The 22,992-nt window shown below is 34.0% G+C and carries 18 protein-coding genes; 13 read left to right on the top strand and 5 right to left on the bottom strand.

What is annotated here, in order from left to right:
- The first annotated feature begins 3 nt into the window (after positions 1-3).
- The 3 genes from SD960_RS10675 (at position 4) to SD960_RS10665 (ending at position 4,923) form a co-directional block, all read left to right on the top strand.
- Positions 4-417, top strand: coding sequence for a hypothetical protein (locus SD960_RS10675; protein ID WP_318802862.1), 414 nt, complete (start codon positions 4-6; stop codon positions 415-417).
- A gap of 278 nt (positions 418-695) precedes the next feature.
- Positions 696-3,950 carry a YCF48-related protein gene (locus tag SD960_RS10670; RefSeq protein ID WP_318802860.1) on the top strand — a complete coding sequence of 1,085 codons (3,255 nt, stop codon included), beginning with the start codon at positions 696-698 and terminating at the stop codon, positions 3,948-3,950.
- Between the two features lie 82 nt (positions 3,951-4,032).
- Positions 4,033-4,923, top strand: coding sequence for a carbon-nitrogen hydrolase (locus SD960_RS10665; RefSeq protein ID WP_318802857.1), 891 nt, complete (start codon positions 4,033-4,035; stop codon positions 4,921-4,923).
- 122 nt (positions 4,924-5,045) lie between these two features.
- Here SD960_RS10665 and SD960_RS10660 read toward each other — a convergent pair whose 3' ends face one another.
- Both SD960_RS10660 and SD960_RS10655 read right to left on the bottom strand, forming a co-directional pair.
- Entirely contained in the window at positions 5,046-6,311 is a 1,266-nt protein-coding gene (locus SD960_RS10660; protein ID WP_318802855.1) for an OmpA family protein, read from the bottom strand.
- 220 nt (positions 6,312-6,531) lie between these two features.
- Positions 6,532-8,055, bottom strand: a complete 1,524-nt coding sequence (locus SD960_RS10655; protein ID WP_318802854.1) for a choice-of-anchor I family protein — start codon at positions 8,053-8,055, stop codon at positions 6,532-6,534.
- Between the two features lie 187 nt (positions 8,056-8,242).
- On the opposite strand from SD960_RS10655, the gene SD960_RS10650 reads away from it, so the two are divergent.
- Positions 8,243-9,283, top strand: coding sequence for an agmatine deiminase family protein (locus SD960_RS10650; protein WP_318802852.1), 1,041 nt, complete (start codon positions 8,243-8,245; stop codon positions 9,281-9,283).
- Positions 9,284-9,479: 196 nt separating this feature from the next.
- Here SD960_RS10650 and fahA read toward each other — a convergent pair whose 3' ends face one another.
- Entirely contained in the window at positions 9,480-10,763 is a 1,284-nt protein-coding gene (fahA, locus tag SD960_RS10645) for a fumarylacetoacetase (protein WP_318802851.1), read from the bottom strand.
- A gap of 108 nt (positions 10,764-10,871) precedes the next feature.
- Between fahA and glyA the strand changes: the two genes are divergently transcribed.
- The 4 genes from glyA to SD960_RS10625 all read left to right on the top strand — a co-directional run bounded on the left by glyA (position 10,872) and on the right by SD960_RS10625 (position 14,727).
- Positions 10,872-12,146 (top strand): serine hydroxymethyltransferase, encoded by a 1,275-nt coding sequence (gene glyA, locus SD960_RS10640; RefSeq protein ID WP_073393767.1) that lies wholly within the window; start codon positions 10,872-10,874, stop codon positions 12,144-12,146.
- Between the two features lie 148 nt (positions 12,147-12,294).
- Complete coding sequence (locus SD960_RS10635) at positions 12,295-12,888, top strand: tRNA-(ms[2]io[6]A)-hydroxylase (RefSeq protein ID WP_318802848.1); 594 nt, start codon at positions 12,295-12,297, stop codon at positions 12,886-12,888.
- 284 nt (positions 12,889-13,172) lie between these two features.
- Entirely contained in the window at positions 13,173-14,213 is a 1,041-nt protein-coding gene (locus SD960_RS10630; protein ID WP_318802846.1) for a GMP reductase, read from the top strand.
- A 16-nt stretch (positions 14,214-14,229) separates the two neighbouring features.
- Positions 14,230-14,727 carry a GNAT family N-acetyltransferase gene (locus SD960_RS10625; RefSeq protein WP_318802844.1) on the top strand — a complete coding sequence of 166 codons (498 nt, stop codon included), beginning with the start codon at positions 14,230-14,232 and terminating at the stop codon, positions 14,725-14,727.
- A gap of 106 nt (positions 14,728-14,833) precedes the next feature.
- Here SD960_RS10625 and SD960_RS10620 read toward each other — a convergent pair whose 3' ends face one another.
- Positions 14,834-15,412: a pentapeptide repeat-containing protein gene (locus SD960_RS10620; protein WP_318802843.1), complete on the bottom strand. Its 579-nt coding sequence runs from the start codon at positions 15,410-15,412 to the stop codon at positions 14,834-14,836.
- 226 nt (positions 15,413-15,638) lie between these two features.
- Here SD960_RS10620 and SD960_RS10615 point away from each other — a divergent pair, with 226 nt between their 5' ends.
- The 5 genes from SD960_RS10615 (at position 15,639) to SD960_RS10595 (ending at position 20,900) form a co-directional block, all read left to right on the top strand.
- Entirely contained in the window at positions 15,639-16,877 is a 1,239-nt protein-coding gene (locus SD960_RS10615; RefSeq protein ID WP_318802841.1) for a BamA/TamA family outer membrane protein, read from the top strand.
- Positions 16,878-17,029: 152 nt separating this feature from the next.
- Positions 17,030-17,704 (top strand): response regulator transcription factor, encoded by a 675-nt coding sequence (locus SD960_RS10610; RefSeq protein WP_318802839.1) that lies wholly within the window; start codon positions 17,030-17,032, stop codon positions 17,702-17,704.
- Between the two features lies 1 nt (position 17,705).
- Positions 17,706-19,106 (top strand): HAMP domain-containing sensor histidine kinase, encoded by a 1,401-nt coding sequence (locus SD960_RS10605; protein WP_318802838.1) that lies wholly within the window; start codon positions 17,706-17,708, stop codon positions 19,104-19,106.
- Positions 19,107-19,183: 77 nt separating this feature from the next.
- Positions 19,184-19,906: a hypothetical protein gene (locus SD960_RS10600; RefSeq protein ID WP_318802835.1), complete on the top strand. Its 723-nt coding sequence runs from the start codon at positions 19,184-19,186 to the stop codon at positions 19,904-19,906.
- A gap of 46 nt (positions 19,907-19,952) precedes the next feature.
- Positions 19,953-20,900 carry a bestrophin family protein gene (locus SD960_RS10595; RefSeq protein WP_318802834.1) on the top strand — a complete coding sequence of 316 codons (948 nt, stop codon included), beginning with the start codon at positions 19,953-19,955 and terminating at the stop codon, positions 20,898-20,900.
- A gap of 613 nt (positions 20,901-21,513) precedes the next feature.
- Here the strand turns inward: SD960_RS10595 and SD960_RS10590 are convergent.
- On the bottom strand, positions 21,514-22,932 hold the full coding sequence (locus SD960_RS10590) for a PLP-dependent aminotransferase family protein (RefSeq protein ID WP_318802833.1): 1,419 nt from the start codon (positions 22,930-22,932) through the stop codon (positions 21,514-21,516).
- Positions 22,933-22,992 lie beyond the last annotated feature (60 nt).

Raw genomic sequence — 22,992 nt, 5'->3', positions numbered from 1 at the left:
CCTATGAAAAATTTTAAATTACAATCCATTGCACTTATAATGTTATTCGTAACTGTGTTAACTTCATGCAGCAGTGATAATGATGCACCGGAAGATCCAAAAGTTGTTTACAAAACAGCTTATGCGACATCTGTTGTAGGTCCTACTACAGGAAAAGTAGGTCAGGAACTTAGTTATGATATAGAGTTTACGTCGGAAAATGGTTGTGGAGAATTTCACCAATTAGTAGAAGTAGAATATAATAAAGTACTGGTTTATCAGGTAGAAGCTCAGTATCCTATAGCTACTTGCGCAAAAACAACTCCTGAAAGAAGAGTAACAGTATATAAAATTACTCCACAAACTAAAGGGACTTTTTATTTGAGACTTGCCAAATCAGAAACAGAATACATTTCAACAACAGTTGTTATTGAATAATTTATTTTAATAAATTAAATATTTTAAAACCGTTTTATAATTCATTTATAGAACGGTTTTTTATTTTTTGAAGCAGAAGGATTTGTTTTCAAAAGAACATCAGTCCCGCTATTCGCTATATCTTTTCCTGTCCGCCGCGGCGGACAGAAAAAGTATATCGCTTCTATCGGGGCTATAAGAGAGGTTTAGTTTTCGTAATCAGTTACTTTTAATTTGGAAAGTTAAATTATGATTGAATTATAATTTGCTTATTTTTGAGCGATAAACCAATCTAAATTATGATAAAAACTTTACATTTTTGCTTGCTTTCTTTTTTCTCGTTTTTTTTCCTGATTCCTTCAGTAACTTCCCAAAAAGATTGGGAATTACTTAATCCAAGACCGGCATATAGAACAGGTAAAGTAGTTCAATTTGTATCACCAAATGTTGGTTATATTATTAATGCTTATGAACTCTTAGAAACACTGGATGCGGGTGCTTCCTGGAAAAAGAAACAAAATATCAATAGCGGTAATGATCTTAAGTTTAAGGATAATATCGGGTTTATTGTTGGTAATTTTGGTGTTATTCTGAAATCGACTGATTCTGGTTCAAGTTGGAAAGAAATTTATACTGATTATGAAGAGGATTTTAATACTGTAAATATAATCGATGCGAATACGGTTATTATCTCAGGCGAGAATTTTATAATAAAATCTTTTGACGGAGGAATAACCTGGAAGAAATTAAATGTTACAAAAGGAGCCATCAATAAAACCTTTTTTACATCAGAACTAGTAGGAAGTGCAGCATGTAATTACGGTACAATGCTTAAAACCGTTGACGGAGGACTTACTTGGTATACAACCATGACATCAAATATTAGCCCCTCTAATTTTTATACAGTTTATTTTATTAATAAAAATATAGGTTTTGCATCAAGAGAACATTATAACTTGTATAAAACAGTAGATGGAGGCGAAACATGGACAGAAATTCCAAAGAGCTCAGATGCTCTTTATACATTTTCTTTTGTAAATGAAAACGTAGGTTATGCAGGAGGAGATCATGGAGTGATTTTTAAAACAATCGATGGAGGATTAAACTGGACCTGGGCAGGATTTCAACAGGGGCGCATCTACAATACTTCTATTTATGGAATACATTTTCTGGACGCTAATACAGGTTTTGCAACTGGAGCAAGAGGCCGAATAATTAAAACTATCGATGGAGGAAAAACATGGACTGAAAATTCTCCTACCTATAATGATGTAAATAAACTGGATTTTTTAACCAAAGATTTAGGATATGCCCAAGTTGGTAATTCATTTTATAAAACAAGTAACGCTGGTAAAGATTGGGCTCTTGTTGGAGAGATTGATTATGATAGATATCATTCTGTAAGTACATTTAAATTTTTAAATGAAAATATTGGTTACGCAGCGACAGGAGGAACATATGGAGGTGCATATTTTAAAACAACAGATGGAGGAGTTACCTGGAATATGTTAATTGATGTTATCGATGAAGGGATTAATGCAATTTCTTTAATTAATGAAAACGTCGCTTACATTAGTGGTGGATACAATCAGGAAAAGGTTATGAAAACCGTTGATGGTGGACAAACATGGGAGCAGTGTTCTAATCATAGTTTTGCTAAAATGCAGTTTTTAGACGAAAATACTGGATACGCACATAATTATTATGATAAAAAATTTTATAAAACAATCGATGGCGGTAAAAATTGGTCTGTTGTTTTTAGTGGAGAAGAAGACGTACGATCAATGGATTTTATTGATGCTGAAAATGGCTATTTTTTAGGTTATTATGGTACAGTTTATAAAACTAGTAATGGAGGAAAAGACTGGATACAATCTAAACTTCCTTATGGATTTTACACATTTCTAAAGTTTTATTCAAAAAATATAGGATACATAGTTAATGAAGATGGGTATTTATATAAGACTGATAACGGAGGGATAATTTGGGAAAAAATATCTACATTAGAAAATACCTATGAAACGACCAGTATTTCAATAAACGGAACAGATATTTACCTGGCTGCAGGTAATGGAAAAATATTAAAAAGTAAGGTTGATTTTAAGCCTTTTTCGCTTCAACTTAATCCTGCATCAGACGTGTTTAGCAGATCAGCAACATTATCAGGAAGCGTTGCATCAAACGAAGGAAGTATTGAAAATATAAGAGTAGAATATTTTTATAATTCTATAGTTAATACAATTAAAATCAATCCTAATAATTTAAATGCCGATTCATCTGTTGATTTTAAACTCCCAATTAAAGATTTGCTAGCCAATAAAGACTATTATTTTAGAATTGTAATATCTAGAAATAATGTTGAACATTATAGCGAACTGTTGACGTTTAAAACAGAACTGGATTACAAACTCATCATCGAACCTATTTATTATTCTTCTGCAGGGAAGGCAGCAGTAGCAGCTACTGCTGTTTCTTATCAATATAATATTTCAGGTCTTGAATTTCAATATAGCACAAAAGAAGATTTTTCCAGTTATGAAATCATTTTAAATAATACCGTCGTTAAAGCCAATACAACAGAAAAAGTAACAAATGATTTAATTAATTTGAAGCCCCTTACAAAATATTATGTAAGGCTTAAAGCGGTTCATCAGGGAGAGAAGATTTATAGCGAAATAACATCATTTACTACGATAACAGCTTATGAAATCTATTTATTAAATCCGACTATACAAGGAAATGATGTAACATTAAATGCTTTTATTCAGTCCAATAGCAAGCTTATAACAAATATAGTCTTTGAATACGGAACTTTAAATTATGAAAATTCTATTGTTGCAAATCCCAACCAGATAGCTGCTGAGTCAGGAGATTATCTTACTGCGCTATTAAGCAATTTAGATCCTGATAAAGTATATTTTTACAGAGTAAAAGCTCTTAGTGGCAGCGAGATTATATACAGTAAGGACGCGGTGCTGAATCTTTCCGGTAAACAGTTATTAACACCTTTTAATATTGGCATTGTAAAAAATAATTCAGTTCAGTTGAATGGACTAGTAACGAGTTCTGCAGATTATTTTAGCAACATAGAATTTGAATATGGTACAACAGAAAATTTTGGAACAACTGTAAGAAGCAGCCCTTCATTTGCTTATCCATACTCTACTTTGCCGCTAAATGCGATTGCAGATAATCTTATTAACGGGCAAAAATATTATTATAGAATAAAAGCGAATATTGGAAACGATATTATCTATTCAGAAACTCTTTCGTTTACTGCAAATACCTTAGGTTTGGAAACACCAATTTTTAAAAGTGATTTGAAGTTTTATCCAAATCCAACAAACGGAATTATAAATATTGATTCTTTTGTGGATAAAAATATTAACTCGATAAAAGTAATGGATCAGACAGGTAAATTATTGAATTATATTAATCCAGACTTAACCGGTGTACAAAAAATTGATCTTTCAGGAAAATCTTCCGGAATTTATTTTATTAAGGTACAATTTGATGATGATACAATTATTATTAAAAAAGTAATTCTTAAATAAAACAAAAAAGCATATTATTTTCTAAATGGAATTACGCAATACCTACAAAATTTGTATTTTTGCACTTCTAAAATTTTATGACATGTCGAAAAGAAAATATAAAATTGCCGTTGTTCAGTTAAATCTGAATGATGTAGCCGAAAATAATCTTAAAAAATGTATTAGCTGGGTAAAAGATGCTGCCAATAAAGGCGCAGAGGTTATTTTACTTCCTGAATTATATAGCAGCCATTATTTTTGCCAAAGCGAAGATGTAGACAATTTTTCATTAGCAGAACCACTTTACAGTACTTCATTTATTGCTTTTAGCGAATTGGCAAAAGAATTAGGAGTAGTAATTATCGTTCCTTTCTTTGAGAAAAGAATGGCAGGAATTTACCACAATAGTGCTTATATTATAGATACAGATGGAACAGAAGCCGGATTATACCGTAAAATGCACATTCCGGACGATCCTCATTTTTATGAAAAATTCTATTTTACTCCGGGAGATTTAGGATTTCAGGCTATCGAAACTAAAAAAGGAACTGTTGGAACTCTTATTTGCTGGGACCAATGGTATCCTGAAGCAGCTCGTATTACAGCTTTAAAAGGAGCAGAAGTTTTATTTTATCCAACAGCAATTGGATGGCATCCAAAAGAAAAAGAACAATACGGAGAAAATCAATATGGAGCGTGGATGAACGTAATGAAAGGTCACGCTGTTGCAAACGGAGTTTTTGTTGCTGCTGCAAACCGAATTGGTTTAGAGCAATATATTGATGGAACTGAAGGAATTCAGTTTTGGGGAGCTTCATTTATTGCCGGTCCTCAAGGAGAAATTTTAGCTCAGGCTTCTCACGATAAAGAAGAAATTCTAATTGCCGAAGTTGATTTGGATTTACAGGAAAATGTTCGCCAAAACTGGCCATTTTTCAGAGACAGAAGAATTGATGCTTTTGGCGATATTACAAAAAGAGCGATAGATAAGTAAGAGATTTTTTAAATAATTAAAAAGGACAAAATGAAAATTTTGTCCTTTTTTTATTGCAAGGAAAAAGGCGGTTTCAACTATTTGAAACCGCCTTTTTGAAATTAATATAGATTCTGATTTTATTATTTCACCTGGAAGGTAACTCTTCTAACGATTTGACGTGCTTCTTTAGAATTTTTATTCACAGAAGTGTCTTCTCCATTAGCAATTACATTAAGTCTCGAAGCATCGATCCCGGCATTAGTTGCCACTTTTTTCACAGCTTCAGCTCTTTTTCTTGATAATTCAGTGTTGTAACTTGAATTTCCAATTTCATCAGCATATCCAATAATATCTGCAGATTTTCCAGGATTGTTTTTCAAGTATTTCACTAAGAAATCAACACCAGATAAAGACGCATTCGTTGGTTTAGAAGAGTTAAAGTCGAAGTATACATTTACGTATCCACCATTAATTAATTCTTCTACAGTATTGTTTGTTAGATTATTATCGCCTTTTTTAGCATAAGTTTTGTCTAAATAGCTTTCTAATTCATCAGGAACACCATTTTGGTTGGTATCGATAGATTGTCCTTTTGTATTTACAGCAACACCGGTAATTGAATTAGGTTCTAAATCGTATAAATCGGCAACGCCATCCTTATCAGTATCTAAAAGTCCATTTTCTATAAGACCAACTCTGTCTTCTAATTTATTTAATCTGTCATTTTCTTCCGCATACCAGTCAGCATGTTTTTCATTTTTACCTAAGTAAAAAGTCAAACCAACAGATGCGTTTAATAATATACCATCTATTGGTCCTGTGTTCGTACGCCCCATTCCGTCAAAGTTCCAGTTTTGTCTTGCATTTACAATTCCAGTGAAATCTCCTGTTAAGGCAACTCTGTTACTTAATTTGATTTGTCCTGTTAAGCCCAAAATCCCATGCCCCATGTAATCTTGTCCGCCATATCCCGTTTCAGTGCTTATTTGTGCAACACCAACACCACCATGTACTAATATCCCAATTGTTTTTGTCCAAGTCTCAAAATTCAAGGCTCTGCTAATGTTGATAACACCTTGTAAACTTGTTCTAACATATCTGCTTTCGAAGTTTCGTGTGTCATCGCGTTCTTGGAATTGATCATATCCTACATCTAGTTTTGCACCAAACGTTGGACTAAACATATACCTTACCCCCAGATCTGCGTGGAAAGGGTTAAGTGTTGCGGTGGAATAACCAGAAGATATTGCTCTGATAGGTTTGTTAACACCGCCATTCAATTCAATAGACCATTTGTTAAATGCAGGGGTGTCAACAGAAGGTTGATTAGATGTCGTTGCCACATTTTGAGCTCCTGCTGCAAATGATAATAATAAAATTGATAGGGAAGCTAATTTCTTTTTCATGATGTCTGTGATTTAAATTTGTTTTGGTGAATTTTTTTAAACTCACGACAAACTTAGAGCAATCATAAACAAATTCTGTTCTAAACATGTCTTGCTGATTTTACATAATTCCCATCTTTTAATTGATATTTATGAGAATTTGTTATCTAAAATTAAATAAGTGAACAACAAAAAAGGGACAATTTACTTTGTCCCTTATATTTAGAAATACTAATAAAATTTATTTCAAATCAGGCTGATAGATTTTAATAGTTCCATCACCTTCACTGCTTACAACAAGTAAACTTCTTTTGGTTGGACTTTTTGAGGCAGGAATAAATAAAACTCCTTCTGGCGCGTCACCTGTTTTTACAGTTTGTAAATATTGTGGCGATGCAGGATTGGTAACATCATAAGTTATAAAAGCATCAGATCTTTCAAGACCAACAAATAATATATTCTGATTTCCCATTTTAGCAACAACAACGGCTTCAGGCTCAGAGCCTTTGTCATCACTACGTTTGTCATCATAAGTTCCCAGTTCATTTGTTTTTTTATCAACATCATTTTTACTGTCATAAACGATTTTCCCAGTATTTCCATTCCATATTGTAAAAGAACGTGCACCAAAAGCAACCATTTCATCCAGATCTCCATCTCCGTCAGTATCGCCCATATCGGCAATAAGGTTCAATCTGCCTAAATTAGGTTCTAGTTTTAAAGTAGCAGCATCAGGAAAAACAGTCGCATCCAATGTCATGTCTTTCATCCTTTTGATATCTGTGTTTGCTGTGTATTCTCTTGCATCGCCTTCATTTGCAGTAACAAAATAAGGAACATTATTCGCAGAAAAATGACTAATAGCATCCGGCATAAACATACCTTTTACTTTCCACGGATTAAAAGCAATTTTATCATCTTTATCACTTACATCAATCGCATTATCTGCCGTATTGAAATCCTTAAAACCTAGCGGATAAATTGCTGTAATCGTTTTTGAAGTTAAATCAACTTTTGCAACACCGTTATTTTCCTGTAAAGTAACCCAGGCCGTTTTAGAATCATCAGAAATCGTTACATATTCCGGTTCTATATCCTGAGCAAAACTTTTAGCAACTTTTGAAATTCTGAATCCGTCTTTTTTCAAAGTTTCGGCCTGACCGCTTAAAGAAGCAAAATCTAAAGTTGTAACCGCATAATTATTAGTAACTTCTATAATGGAAATCGTTCCGTTTGGATCTTGGGAATAATCAGTATTGGGCTCACCTTCATTTGCAGTCATGATATATTTTCCGTCAGGCGAAAAAGTAATCATATCAGGTAAAGCACCAACTGTAACTTGTTTAATTAAACTATAATCAGTTGTGTTGAAAATAACAACTTTTCCATTTCCTTGTTTGTTAGCGGTTGATTCCAGAGCAACAGCCAGTTTTCCGTCAAAAACAGAAACACTATTTGAAGCACCTTCATAAGGAGTCAAATCAATTTTACCAATCTTAATTGGTTTTGTCGGATCATTGATATCAATTACATCAATCTGATTTGTTCCGCTATTATTTACTGTAAATAATCTTTTAGTTTTTTCATCATAAGCCGAAATTTCTGCAGCAGCTTCTCCTCCAATAGTTATAGAACCAATTTCTTTAAAGGTTGCAGGATTTTCATTTATAACAACTTCCGGTTCTTCGTTGTTAGAATTATCATCATTATTACAGCTCGCAAAAATGGTCATTATTGCTAATAATGAAAGACTTAATTTTTTCATATTATTTTAGTTTTTAGTTTCGTCAAAAGTAATTAGCGATTGTAGCGTGTATATTAAGTCTTCATTATTTAATCTTTAACTTAATTTTTAAACGATAATGTTATAAATATGGATCTGAAGTCTTTTAAGCTGTTTTATAATCCTTACGAATGATTATCTTTGTACTCTTTAATTTAGAAACTTTTTTATGACCACAAATAATAGAAGATTTCCGGCAGAATGGGAAAAACAACAAGGAATTGTATTGTGTTTTCCGCATAACGGGAATGATTGGCCGGGAAAATACGAAGCAGTTCAATGGGCTTTTGTAGAATTTATTAAAAAAGTAGCCACTTTTGAAACCGTTTTTTTAGTCGTAGCTGATGAAAAACTAAAAGAAAAAGTAGCAGGAATGCTTGAAAGCGCTCGTGTAAATATTGCTAACGTTTCTTATATCATTCATAAAACAAACAGAAGCTGGATGCGTGATTCAGGACCAATTATTGTAAAAAATGGTTCGAAAAGAGAAGCATTAAACTTCAATTTTAATGGTTGGGCAAAATATAAAAATTACCAATTAGATAAATTTGTTCCGGGTAAAATTGCTGATTTTATTGATGTTCCGCTTACACAAGTAATGTATAAAGGAAAACCGGTTATTGTTGAAGGTGGTGCAATTGATGTAAATGGAAAAGGAACTTTACTGACTTCTGAAGAATGTTTGATGCATCCAACAATTCAGGTTCGAAATAAAAATTTCACTAAAGAAGATTACGAAGCTGTTTTTAAAGAATATCTTGGAGTTACAAATGTAATTTGGCTGGGAGACGGAATTGAAGGCGATGATACACACGGACATATTGACGATTTATGTCGATTCGTAAACGAAGATACTATTGTAACGATTGTTGAAACAGATAAAAATGATGCTAATTACAAGCCTTTACAAGATAACTTAAAACGCTTGCAAAACGCAAAATTAGAAGACGGAAAATCGCCAACTATTGTAGCATTACCAATGCCTAAACGTGTAGATTTTGAAGATTTAAGATTACCGGCAAGTTATGCTAATTTCTTAATTCTGAATAATTGCGTTTTAGTACCAACTTTTAATGACAGCAATGATCGCGTAGCTTTAAATATACTTTCAGAATGTTTCCCGGATAGAGAAGTAATCGGAATTAGCTGTATTGATTTTATTTGGGGATTTGGAACTTTGCATTGTTTGAGCCAGCAGATTCCGGCTTAGTTTGTGTAAAAAATAATCTCGCAAAGTCGCCAAGGCGCAAAGTTTTTATTTTTAAGTTTTGCCTTTAAACTTTGCGCCTTGGCGACTTTGCGAGATTCAAACATAAAATTATTTACTTAAAAATAAAGTATAAAAAAACCTTGGCGATAACCAAGGTTTTCTGTTTTTATATCTCTTAAGATAATTTATCTGCTCTTCATGGTCTGATAAAAGGAGGTAATAATTGGCTGCAAACCTCACCAAAACCAAGTCTTACTTCGGCATTTTCGCAGAAACCTCTAATGATTACCGTATCATTATCTTCAATAAATTTACGTTCGCTGCCATCTTTTAATTTTATTGGATTTTTTCCGCCCCAGGTTAATTCTAACATAGAACCAAAACTATCCGGAGTTGGACCAGAAATTGTTCCTGAACCCATCATGTCGCCAGAATTTACACGACATCCGTTTGAGGTATGATGTGCCAATTGCTGAGCCATAGACCAGTATAAATATTTAAAATTTGATTTAGAAACAACAGTTTCTTCCTGATCTTCAGGTTGAATTGAAACTTCTAAATGAATATCAAAAGCTTTTTTTCCTTTAGTTTGTAAATAAGGAAGCGGCGATGGATCTTGTTTCGGACCTTTAGTTCTAAAAGGTTCCAAAGCATCCATAGTCACAATCCAGGGAGAAATTGACGTAGCAAAATTTTTAGCTAAAAATGGTCCAAGCGGCACATATTCCCATTTCTGAATATCGCGTGCGCTCCAGTCATTCAATAAAACCATTCCGAAAATATAATCTTCGGCTTCATAAGTTGGGATATTTTCTCCCATTATATTGACGTCAGTTGTAATAAAAGCAGTTTCCAATTCAAAATCTACTAAACGAGACGGACCAAAAACAGGATACTTTTCGCCTGCCGGCAAAGTTTGTCCCATTGGTCGGTGAACCGGAATTCCAGACGGAACAATAGTTGAACTCCTACCGTGGTAACCTACCGGAATGTGTAGCCAGTTTGGTAATAAGGCATTTTCAGGATCGCGGAACATTTTACCAACATTTGTAGCATGTTCTTTACTGGAGTAAAAGTCAGTGTAATCGCCAATTAAAACAGGCAATTGCATCTCAACATCGTCGATTTTAAAAATAACAATATCTCTGTCTTTTGTTGAATCTCTAAGTTTTGGATTTGTTTCGTCGAAAATTTCAGCGATACGGTTTCGAACCAAACGCCATGTTTTTTTTCCATCAGAAATAAAATCATTTAGCGTGTCCTGCATGAACATATCATCGGTTAAATCTATTCCTTCAAAATAGTTTAATTGTTGTAAAGCCCCTAAATCTATAGCATAATCGCCAATTCGAGTTCCTACTGTAACGACATTTTCTTTGGTAAGAAATACACCGAAAGGAATATTTTGAATAGGGAAGTCACTATTTTCTGGTACTTCTAACCATGATTTTCTTTTGGTATCGTTGGCGGTTATTGGCATGTGAATGTTAATTATTTGTTGAAAAATTCTATGTCAAATATATCATAATCTAACAGTTTGACAAACGTTTTTTTGTATTTTTGCAGGAAATTAACGAAAAACGAAAAAATGCAACGCGACGAACAAATTTTTGACCTTATACTAGAGGAACAAGACAGACAAATTCACGGATTAGAACTTATTGCTTCAGAAAACTTTGTAAGTGACGAAGTAATGGAAGCAGCTGGTTCTGTTTTAACTAATAAATATGCCGAGGGATATCCTGGCAAAAGATACTACGGCGGTTGCGAAGTAGTTGACGTTATTGAGCAAATTGCTATTGACAGAGCAAAAGAATTATTTGGTGCTGAATATGCAAACGTACAGCCTCACTCTGGTTCTCAGGCAAATACTGCAGTTTACCACGCTTGTTTAAATCCGGGTGATACTATTTTAGGTTTTGATTTATCTCATGGTGGTCACTTAACTCATGGTTCTCCGGTAAACTTTTCAGGTCGTTTGTACCGTCCGGTTTTTTATGGTGTAGATGCAGAAACTGGTCGTTTAGACTATGATAAAATTCAGGAAATTGCAACAAAAGAACAGCCAAAATTGATCATCGCAGGAGCTTCGGCTTATTCTCGTGATATGGATTTTGAGCGTTTCAGAAAAATTGCTGACAGCGTAGGAGCAATCTTATTTGCTGATATTTCTCACCCGGCAGGTTTAATTGCAAAAGGATTAATGAACGATCCAATTCCACATTGTCATATTGTTTCTACAACAACACACAAAACTTTGCGTGGACCACGTGGAGGTTTGATCTTAATGGGGAAAGATTTTGAAAATCCACAAGGATTAAAAACTCCAAAAGGAGAAATCAGAATGATGTCCTCTTTATTAGATCTTGCTGTTTTCCCTGGAAATCAAGGTGGACCTTTAATGCACATTATCGCTGCTAAAGCGGTTGCTTTTGGTGAAGCATTAAAAGATGAGTTCTTTACATACGCTATGCAATTGCAAAAAAATGCAAACGCTATGGCCGATGCTTTCGTAAAAAGAGGATATAAAATCATTTCTGGCGGAACTGATAATCACATGATGCTTATTGACTTAAGAAATAAAAATATTTCTGGTAAAGAAGCTGAAAATGCATTAGTAAAAGCAGAAATCACAGTAAATAAAAACATGGTTCCGTTTGATGATAAATCACCATTTATTACGTCAGGAATTCGTGTAGGAACAGCTGCAATCACAACTCGTGGTTTAGTTGAAGAAGATATGGAAACTATCGTAGCTTTAATCGACAGAGTACTGGCTGATCATACTAATGAAGCCGTAATCGAAGAAGTAGCAAACGAAGTAAACGAAATGATGAGCGAAAGACCGATTTTCGTATATTAAAAAAGTTTCAGGTTTAAAGTTTCAAGTTTAAAGTTTTGTGGCGCGTAAAAAGACGTAAAGCAAAACTTTAAACTTTTTTAGTTTCTGTGTGAACTTGAAACTTGAAACAAAGAAAACCTTAAACAAATAACAAAAACAAAAGAGAGACATGGGCGTATTAAGATTACAATTGCCAACAGACCCAAGATGGGTAAATATTGTAGAAAAAAATATCGAAGAAATCCTGACAGATCACGCTTGGTGCGAGCAAAAAGCAGCAACAAACGCGATTACCATTATCACCAATAACTCTGAGCATCAGGATTTGGTCAAAGATTTATTGGCTTTAGCCAAAGAAGAAATCGATCATTTTGAACAGGTTCACAATATCATTATCAAAAGAGGATTAAAACTAGGCCGCGAGCGCAAAGACGATTATGTAAATGAATTGTATTTATATATGAAGAAAAGCGGCGACGGAAGCCGAGTTTCTGGTCTTGTAGAAAGATTATTGTTTTCAGCCATGATCGAAGCCAGAAGCTGCGAACGTTTCAAAGTTTTATCTGAAAATATCCAGGACGAAGAGTTAGCTACTTTCTACAGAGAATTAATGGAAAGCGAAGCCGGACATTACGTTACATTCATAACATACGCCAGAAAATACGGAGTAGGAATTGACGTAGAAAAACGCTGGAGAGAATGGTTAGCATTCGAAGAATCGATCATTACCAACTACGGAAAAGGCGAAACAATTCATGGATAGAAAAATTTTTGTTTCAAGTTTTTAAAAAGTTTCAAGTTTCAGGTTTGTCATGTTGAGCGAAGTCGAAACGCGCTCCAATTAAAAACTTGGTGAACCTCCGTGCAATCTTTGTGAATCTCTGCGAAATTAAAATAAAAATCCGTGTAAAATTCACGTCTTCGCATAGCGAATCCGCGTCACCTCGTACCATAATTAACCACAAAGTTTTCAATAATCTAAAGTCTAAAATCCACAATCTAAAATCAAAAATTCCTATATTTGAAAGTAACCAAAACTTCAAACTTATGAGAATAGAAACTGATCTGAAATTAGGATTTAAAGATGTAATGATACGCCCAAAAAGATCAACGCTAAAAAGCCGGTCTGAAGTTTCTTTAGAACGAAATTTTAAATTTTTGCACAGCACCACAAATTGGACAGGAATTCCGATTATGGCAGCGAATATGGATACAGTTGGAACCTTTGAAATGGCAGAAGTTTTGGCGAAAGAAAAACTCTTTACAGCCATTCACAAGCATTATACACCAGAAGAATGGAAGACTTTTTTATCGAAAGTTACACCAGACTTCTACGATTATATAGCCATTAGCACTGGAACCGGAAAAGAAGATTTTACCAAAATCGGTCAAATTATTACCGAAAATCCGTTGCTGAAATTCATTTGCATTGATGTTGCCAATGGCTATTCAGAGCATTTTGTGCAGTTTTTAAAACAAACCCGAAAACAATATCCTGATAAAGTAATTATTGCCGGAAATGTCGTTACCGGAGAAATGGTCGAAGAATTATTGTTGGCTGGAGCAGATATTGTAAAAGTAGGAATTGGACCAGGTTCGGTTTGCACAACACGTGTAAAAACTGGAGTTGGATATCCACAGCTTTCGGCAATTATAGAATGTGCCGATGCAGCTCACGGTCTAGGCGGACATATTATCAGCGACGGCGGCTGCAGTACGCCAGGCGATGTAGCCAAAGCTTTTGGTGCAGGTTCAGATTTTGTAATGTTGGGCGGAATGTTGGCCGGACACACAGAAAGTGGAGGAGAATTAATCGAAGTCAACGGCGAAAAATTCAAACAATTTTACGGAATGAGTTCGACAACTGCAATGGACAAACATGTTGGAGGAGTAGCAGAATACAGAGCAAGCGAAGGAAAAACAGTTAAAGTTCCTTTTAGAGGAAAAGTCATAAATACAGTTTTAGATATTTTAGGCGGATTAAGAAGTACTTGTACTTATGTTGGTGCTTCAAGATTGAAAGAACTGACAAAACGTACAACTTTCATCCGCGTAAGCGAACAGGAAAACCAGATTTTCACTAAATAATAAAGCATTTTAGAATATGATTACAATTTCAGAAGCAGGTTTAAGTGATATCAAAACAATTCAGGAAATTACAAATATCACGTGGCCTATTACTTATGGCGAAATTTTGTCTCAGACGCAATTAGATTATATGTTAGGTTTGTTTTATTCTGATGAAGCGCTGACGAAGCAAATCAAGAATAAAGAACAATTATTTTATCTAATTTCAGATACAGAATCTACAATTGGTTTTATCGGAATTGAGCATCATTATAAAAATGAAGCCATTACGAAAATTCATAAAATCTATCTTTTGCCAGAAACGCAGGGAAAAGGCATTGGTAAAACAGTTATTGATGAAATTGCAAAAATGGCTTTAGAGAACCATTCAACAACATTAGTTTTAAACGTAAATCGTTTTAATTCTGCTTTAAGTTTCTATAAAAAAATAGGTTTTGAAATTAAGGAAACAGTTGACATAGAAATTGGAAATGGTTATTTGATGGAAGATTATGTGATGGAGAAGAAATTCTAAACACGAATTTCACGAATTGACACGAATTAGTTGTTGAAATTAATTTCACCAACTCGCTAAGTATTAAAATTAGTGTCAATTCGTGAAATTGGTGTTCGATTTTTGCTTAACTCACCACAACATCATGCTTAAACAACAGCCCTTTTACTTCCTTCAAAGCAAAAACAGCTTTCTTTAATTTTGTTTTTGAAGGATCAATAGTATAATTATAACTCGTTTTAAAATCGGCTTTGTTGGCAATGGCTTTATCAAATTCAGATCGATATAAATCACAATTCTCAAACAAAACACTTGTAAGGTCGGTTGCCATAAAATCTACAGCGATTAAACTGCAATTGTTAAAAGTAGTTCCCTTTATTTTTAAAGTGTAAAACTTCGAAAAATCGAGAATGCAATCGTAAAAATGAACTTCAAAAATCAGTTTATCACACATTGCAAAATTCACTTCTTTAATTTCACATCGATTGAATGTAGCAGTTCTAAAAGCTACATAATTGATTTTAGCTTCACTAAAAATACAATCATTAAAAACACAATCAATAAAAGTCACGGCCAGAAAAGTACAGGCAGAAAAGTTACAATTATTAAAAATACAGCATTCAAAATCCTTAAAATTAAGATCGTCCTTACCATAAATAATGGTATCGTATTCTTTATCAAGGAAATATTCTGATTCTTTTTTCAAAGTTGTCTTGCTGATTATTTAAAGCGAAATTATAATAATTAACTCAGATAATTGATCTCTTTTAATGCTTCTCTTCAATAATATTTACTTGAGATATCGATTTAATTTGTAAGTGTATTAGTGTAAGATGTTGAAAATAAGACTTATATTTACGATAAGGTTAATTATTATTCGAAAAAATTAAAGCTTTCAAATGGTAAAATTTTTAAAAAATAATTGTTTTCAAGTGAAATATAAAATCTTAGGATTACTGTTTTTTATACCTTCTGTTTCAATTGCTCAAACCGATTCTATTACTTCACAACTTTGTCCTCCAAAAACTATAGTAGAAATCTTCAAAAAGAAAGATTCTGTTTACGTGGTTAAACCCATAAAAAACAGTTTCTTTTTAATTATTCCGGCGATTGGTTCACAGCCTGCGACGGGATTTTTTTATGGAGCAGTTGCGCAATATACTTTTAAAGGAAAAGAAAAAGCCGATAAATATTCAATAGCGAATGTTGGAATAACCTATACTACGAAAAAACAATGGCTGGTAAATATCAAAAACAATATTTTATTAAAAAATAATAAGATATTTTTAAGTGGTGATTATCGAATCTATATATTTTCACAGCCGAATTATGGCTTAGGTACCAATATAATTCCGCCCGCCAGAGATAAACCAAAGGGGTTTAGAATTGATTCGCTTGCGCAGCCAATGGATTATAATTATTTTAAATTTCACCAAACTGCTTCTTTTGAAGTGAAAAAGAATTTTTATGTTGGTGGTGGAATCAATATCGATTGGTACGCTAATATAGTAGATAAAGAACTGGATCTGGAAAACGGAAAAACGACTTATCATTACGACTATAGTCAAAAATATAAATTTGATAATCTGGAGTATTTTTTGACAGGTGTGAGTCTTAATTTAGTTTACGATTCAAGGGACAATCAGGTTAATGCAAGTCGCGGCTGGTTTGCCAATTTAAATTATCGTTTTAATCCCGTATTGTTTAAAAATCAAGATAATAGTAATATTCTTTTTGCAGAATATCGTAACTTCATTCCTGTTTCACAAAAAAATGAACGATATATTTTAGCACTTTGGGCTTATGGACAATTTGTGACGAGTGGTAAAGTTCCTTACTTAAATTTACCGGCAATTGGCTGGGATCAACGGAGCCGAAGCGGAGAAGGCTATACACAAGGATTATTCAGAGGAACAAACTTAATTTATCTGGCATCTGAATTTCGTTTTCCAATTACCTGTAATCAAATGTTCAGCGGAGTTGTATTTACGAATTTTGTAACTACAAGTAATCCGGATACTAATACAAAACTTTTTCATTCCGTTCAGCCTGCAGCGGGTTTAGGTTTGAGAATCTTAATAGATAAAGCAACCCGAACCAATTTGATTGTTGATCAGGCCTGGGGCAATAGTTCTAAAGGATTTTATCTAAATGCGGGAGAAACCTTTTAAAATAAGACTTCTTTGTTATTGTACCCATTAATAACGAGAACTTCATTTTTTCCACTTCAAAAATGATTTCTTCATAATAAATTCATAATTCTAAATTATTGTGATTTATATTTTAAACTCAATTGCTATTTTTGTTAATAATACCTCTATCAATGAAATTACTTATAGTCGAAGACGAACCAAATCTACTCTCTATTTTACGTAAAGGCTTTGCTGAAAACAACAATGATGTCAGCGTAGCTCTTGATGGTAAAACGGCTTTGGAGATGATTGAAAACTATACTTTTGATGTAGTAATTTTAGACGTAATGTTACCTGACATTAACGGAATTGAAATTTGCAGAAGATTACGTGCCGATAAAAATTTCGTCCCAATTTTGCTTTTAACAGCACTTGGAACTTCAGAAAATATTGTAACCGGACTCAATGCCGGAGCCGATGATTATCTGGTAAAACCCTTTAAGTTTGGCGAACTCGATGCAAGAGTAAACGCTTTAAACCGAAGAGCTCATCAGGAAACTGAAAAAGTAGATGCCATAGTAATTGGAGATTTAGAAATAAACAGTCAGGCAAAAACGGTAAAACGCGAAGGAGAACAGATTGTTTTAACTGCTAAAGAGTTTAAGCTGCTCTATTATTTAGCCAAAAATACGGGCAGAATTGTATCCAGAGACCAGATTTTAGATAATGTCTGGGACATTAATTTTGATATGAACACCAATGTTGTGGATGTTTATATCAATTATTTAAGAAAAAAAATAGACAAACCTTTTACAACCAAACTTATTCATACCATGAAAGGTTTAGGTTACGTTATACAAGAATAAAATGGATATAAGAAAAAAAATTACTTTTACTTATGTTGCACTTTCTACCTTTAGTACGCTGTTATTGTGCGTTGTAGTTTTTGTATTATTTCGTGAAAACAACAGATATCATTTCTTAAAAAGACTAGAAGACAGAGCAAAAATCGTGGCTTCGATTCATTTTCAGGACGATCCCGAAAAAATAAAATACTACAGCAATCTTAAAAAAAACGGACTGGAAGAACTTATTGAAGAAGAAGAATATGTTCTTAAAATCAACAGCGCCAATAGTTTTGACTATAATACAAAATTAAATTTACCCAATTCATTTTATTCTACTATTCTCGAAACGGGAAAAGACTATTTTGAAATAAACAGCAAGTATTATTTAGGTCAGGTTTTCACCGAAAACAATCAGAAATATATTGTAATTGTGGGGGCAAGAGACCGACGCGGAAAAACGACAACCGTTTATATCGTAAAAATATTAGTTTTTGGCGGTTTTGCTTTTATAATTCTGGCCTTCTTTTTAGGGCGTCTTCTGGCTAAACGCGTGATTAACCCTGTGGCGAGAATTACGAGAGAGGTAAATCGAATTAGCGCTTCAAATTTGCATAACAGGCTGCCTGAAGTCAAGAACTCTGATGAAATTTCAGATCTTACCCATACCTTTAACGATATGCTGGATAGATTGGAAACCTCTTTCGAAATTCAGGCAAACTTCATTAATAATGCTTCTCACGAATTAAAAACTCCAATTACCACAATTATTGCCGAGTCTGAAATTATGCTTTTAAAAGAAAGAGAAGTTTCAGAATATATCGAATCATTACAAAACATTTACAGTCAGGCTTCAAGATTAGGAAATCTAACCGAAAGTTTATTAAAATTGACCCAAACAGGCTACGACGGCAAAAAACAGGTTTTGGATATCGCCAGAATCGATGAATTATTAATGGATGTAAAATCTGATTTGGATAAAATTTATCCGGACAACCGCGTGAGTATCAAACTGAATTTTGTTCCAACAGATTCTAATTTACTTTTAATTCCGTGCAATAAACCACTTTTAGAGCTGGCAATCAATAATATTATTACAAACGGTGTCAAATACTCTGATAATAATGAAGTTTTCGTGACGCTTTCGGCTAATAGTGACTGGATTAAGATTTCAATAAACGATATCGGAATTGGAATTCCGCCAGAAGATATTCCGCACTTATACGAACCTTTCTTTAGAGGAAAAATTGCTGCCAAATATATTGGCTACGGTTTAGGACTTCCTTTGGCATCCAAAATTATCAGAATGCACGATGGTGAAATCCAGGTACAATCGGAACAAAACAAAGGAACAATCGTAACCATTATTTTTAAGAAAAAAGTAAAGAAAACCAACATTAAAAATTCTAATGTTGAATCTTAGGAAATTCTAATTTTAGATTAATATCCTTCTAATCTGCACGATGTTATTTTGTATGTATAAACTAAACGATTATACATATGAAAAATTTCCTTATACCTACCACATTAGAACAAGATACTATCAGCGCTGTAAAATCAGCAGTTAATCAGGCAAAAAATACCAATTGCGAGATTATATTAATGATGGTTTCTGATACTCCGGATACTTTTTCATCTTCACAATTTTTGCGTGAAATGAAAACAAGCCTAACCACAAGCCAGGAAGAAGTTTTGGAAACGTGCCGTTACATTATCGCGCACACAGATAATTGCAAAATAAAAGTGCACAATCAATACGGACTTTCTGCACCAATTTTTAAAGGAATTATCGATGCCTTTGCCATAAAACTAGTTATTCTCACACATTCTTACAAGCAAGAAACAAAGCGCATTCATCAATATGCAGTAAAATTAGCCGGGAATCAAAAATGCCCAATTTTACATTTAGGTGCAGAATCTCTTAAAAATGATTTCAATAAAGCACTTTACATCGAAAATGCCAGAGCAAGCATGCATGTAAAAGATGTTCAGCAGTTTTTGAGCAAAAATTTCTCTTATGAAATCGTAAGCCAAACGGCCAATTTTGATGACAATTACGAACAATTTGCACCTTATTTGTCTGAAGCCATTTCAAAATATGATATCGATTTATTGGTAGAAACCCGTAAAGGCGAAAAAATCAAATTCAAAAAAACAAAGAAAGAAAATAGCACAGATAAACTGGGACTTCCTGTTTTATCGCTTTACGAAGAATTGGCATAAGTCCCGTTCTTAAAAACAAAATAAGTTTAATTTAAAACTAAAAAATATGTTATTAAAGAAAAGAATTCCAATGAGGTACGTTCTCGGAAAAATTAAGGTGGAATTAGGTCTTGTAATGGCTTATACCATATTATTTGAAGTTTTTCACCACTATTTCATCAATATTTCCGTTGATATTCCGATCGCAATACCAACAATGGTTGGTACCATTATATCCTTATTATTAGCCTTTAAATCCAATCAGGCTTATGACAGATGGTGGGAAGCAAGAATTATTTGGGGATCAATCGTAAATGAATCCAGAACGTTGATTAGACAAGTATTAACGTTTTATAAAGACCCTGATTTTTCTGTTGAAGCCAATGATTTTAAGGAAAATTTTACTAAAAGACAAATTGCATGGTGTTACAGTTTAGGGCAGGCTTTGCGAAATAAAGATGCCATAAAACCCATCAAAAATTTCATTACCGAAGAAGAACTGAATTTTGTAAAAAATCATCAGAATATTCCAAATGCAATTTTATTACTGCACGCCAGAGATTTGCGAAATGCCAGAAAAGACAAGCGTTTCAACACTTATCAACAAGTGGAAATTGACAATACATTGACAAGATTATGTGACGCGATGGGTAAATGTGAAAGAATTAAAAACACGATTTTCCCAACCACATATAGTATGTATATCAGAATGACATTGTGTTTGTTTATTATTTTATTGCCTTTCGGATTAATTGATTTATTAAGCTGGTTCGCGATACCTTTAATTACAATTATTGCAGGAACCTTCTTTTTGATCGAAAAAATGGCAATTCACTTGCAGGACCCTTTCGAAAACAGACCAACAGATACGCCGGTAACGGCTATTTCTCAGGCAATCGAAAAGAATTTAATGCAAATGCTAAACGAGTTTCAGGTTGAGTTTGACATCATTAAAGAATTTGATCTCAAACCAGAACCGGCAAAACTTACCGGAAACGAGTACTTTGTTCTTTAATTAATATTAGTCTATTTAATTGTAAACCAGACAACGCTTTTGTGTTGTCTGGTTTTTTTGTTTTTATTTTTGGAATTTCAAAATTGTAATTTGGATCTCGAATTTGGAATTTCAAAATTGGAATTTAAATTTTTATTAGAAGCTAATCCCGCTATCCGTTTCAAGTCCTCGCTAAAAAAACTATTTTTCTAAGCCATAAAACGAGCTTCCGCTGGTCGCTGTTTTCTGGCAAGAAAAATTAGTTTTTTTAGCTCCGGGCTTTCCACTACTATCGGGGCTAGGGCACTCGTTTCCATAAGGTTTTTTTGTTCAGTTTGTCATCCTGACGAAGGAAGGATCACACTAGAAGTTCCGCAAAGAAAATCGCCAATCTTTGTCGATTTGCGGATGTTATCCTTCGTTCCTACCAACTAAGTTTTTGTAATTAAGGTAAAAATCCGTTTAAATCCGCGTCTTTGCAAAGCAAATCCGTGTCATCTGCGTTTCATGACAAAGATTGTCGATTTTCTTTGTAGAGTTTCATGTGTGATTTCTCCTGCGTCGAAATGACAAACTATACGTATATCAAACCCGACAGGTTTTTAAAACCTGTCGGGTTTATCGCAATACAACATCAGGTTTTAAGCAATTTCCCCAACGTCTGTATAGAATGTCGCAATTCATTTGTCCACGGCAAACCAAAACTCAGTCGCATACAATTCGAAAACTGATCCTGAAAAGAGAAAATTCTTCCTGGCGCAAAGCTAATTTTATGTTGCATAGCCAAATGATAAAAAGCCGCCGTATCAATGCTTTTATCCAATTCAATCCACAGAAAAAAACCGCCCTGAGGCTGGCTCACTTTTGTTCCTTCCGGAAAATATTCTAAAACCGTATTGATATAATTATTGCAATTTTGATGTAAGATTTGGCGTATTTTGCGAAGGTGATTTTCATAACGTCCGTTTTTTAAAAAATCACCCACAACTTCGTGCGTAATAGTAGGCGAGGAGAGCGTGTGATAAATTTTATTTCGCAGAATCTGTTTTTTAAATTTCCCCGGCGAAACCCAACCCACGCGATAACCCGGCGCCAAAGTTTTAGAAACCGAACTACAGCAAAGCACAATGCCGCTTTCGTCGTAAGTTTTGCAATTCGTTGGTCGGCTCGAGCCAAAGTACAAATCACCGTGAATATCATCTTCAATCAACGGAACATCATAGAATTCCATCAGCTTTACAACCTCTTTTTTATGTTCAACCGGCATCATACTTCCAGACGGATTGCTAAAATTACTCATCAACAAACAAAGTTTTACTTTTTTTGTAGCAAGCGCCTTTTTTAAAGCGTCCAGTTCAATTCCCGTTGTCATATTTGTTGGTAATTCCATAATATACAAACCGAGTGATTTAGCCAGTTGCAAAACACCAAAATATGCAGGACTTTCTGTAATAATCGTATCGCCGGGTTTCGTTAAAGTCATCAAACAATGCGATATAGCACTTGTACAACCCGGCATTGTAATAATATCATTTTCTGTCAGCGAGCCACCCCACGTAAACGACCAGCGTCCAATTTCTTTCCTTAAATTCAAATTTCCCTGCACTTCCTCATAACTCGTTCCGCTATTTGCGAGTTGGCGTGTTGCCTGAATAATTCCCTTGTTCAACTTGGCAATTGGCAAAAGTTCATTCGATGGAAAGCCCAAAGAAAGCATCGTAATACTTTTATCCGTCATATTGCGGTAAACCTGATCTATTAAATCCTCGCGATCAATGTTTAGGCATTTCAAAACCGGACTGCTCGGTGAAGGTTCCGTGATAATTCTTGCAGATGTATTACTCACATAATAGCCGGATTGCGGCCGCGATTCAATCAAAGATCGGCTCTCGACTTCGTAATACGCCTTGCTGACCGTGCTCATGCTGTAACCGGTTTCGGCCACTACTTCACGAATCGAAGGCAGTTTATCGCCAACACTTAAAACGCCCGATTTGATTTGCTTTTCAATCCGGTCGGCAAATTGCAGATACAAGTAATTAGAATTTCTCATAAAAAAAAACTGTTATGGTGCAATTTACAAAAACTGTATCTGTATTGCTTATTTATTTTT

It is taken from the genome of Flavobacterium sp. MMLR14_040 (assembly GCF_033657265.1).
Lineage (GTDB): Bacteria > Bacteroidota > Bacteroidia > Flavobacteriales > Flavobacteriaceae > Flavobacterium.
The sequence above is the reverse complement of the archived record's forward strand: the minus strand, read 5'-3'. Positions and strand labels throughout refer to the sequence as shown.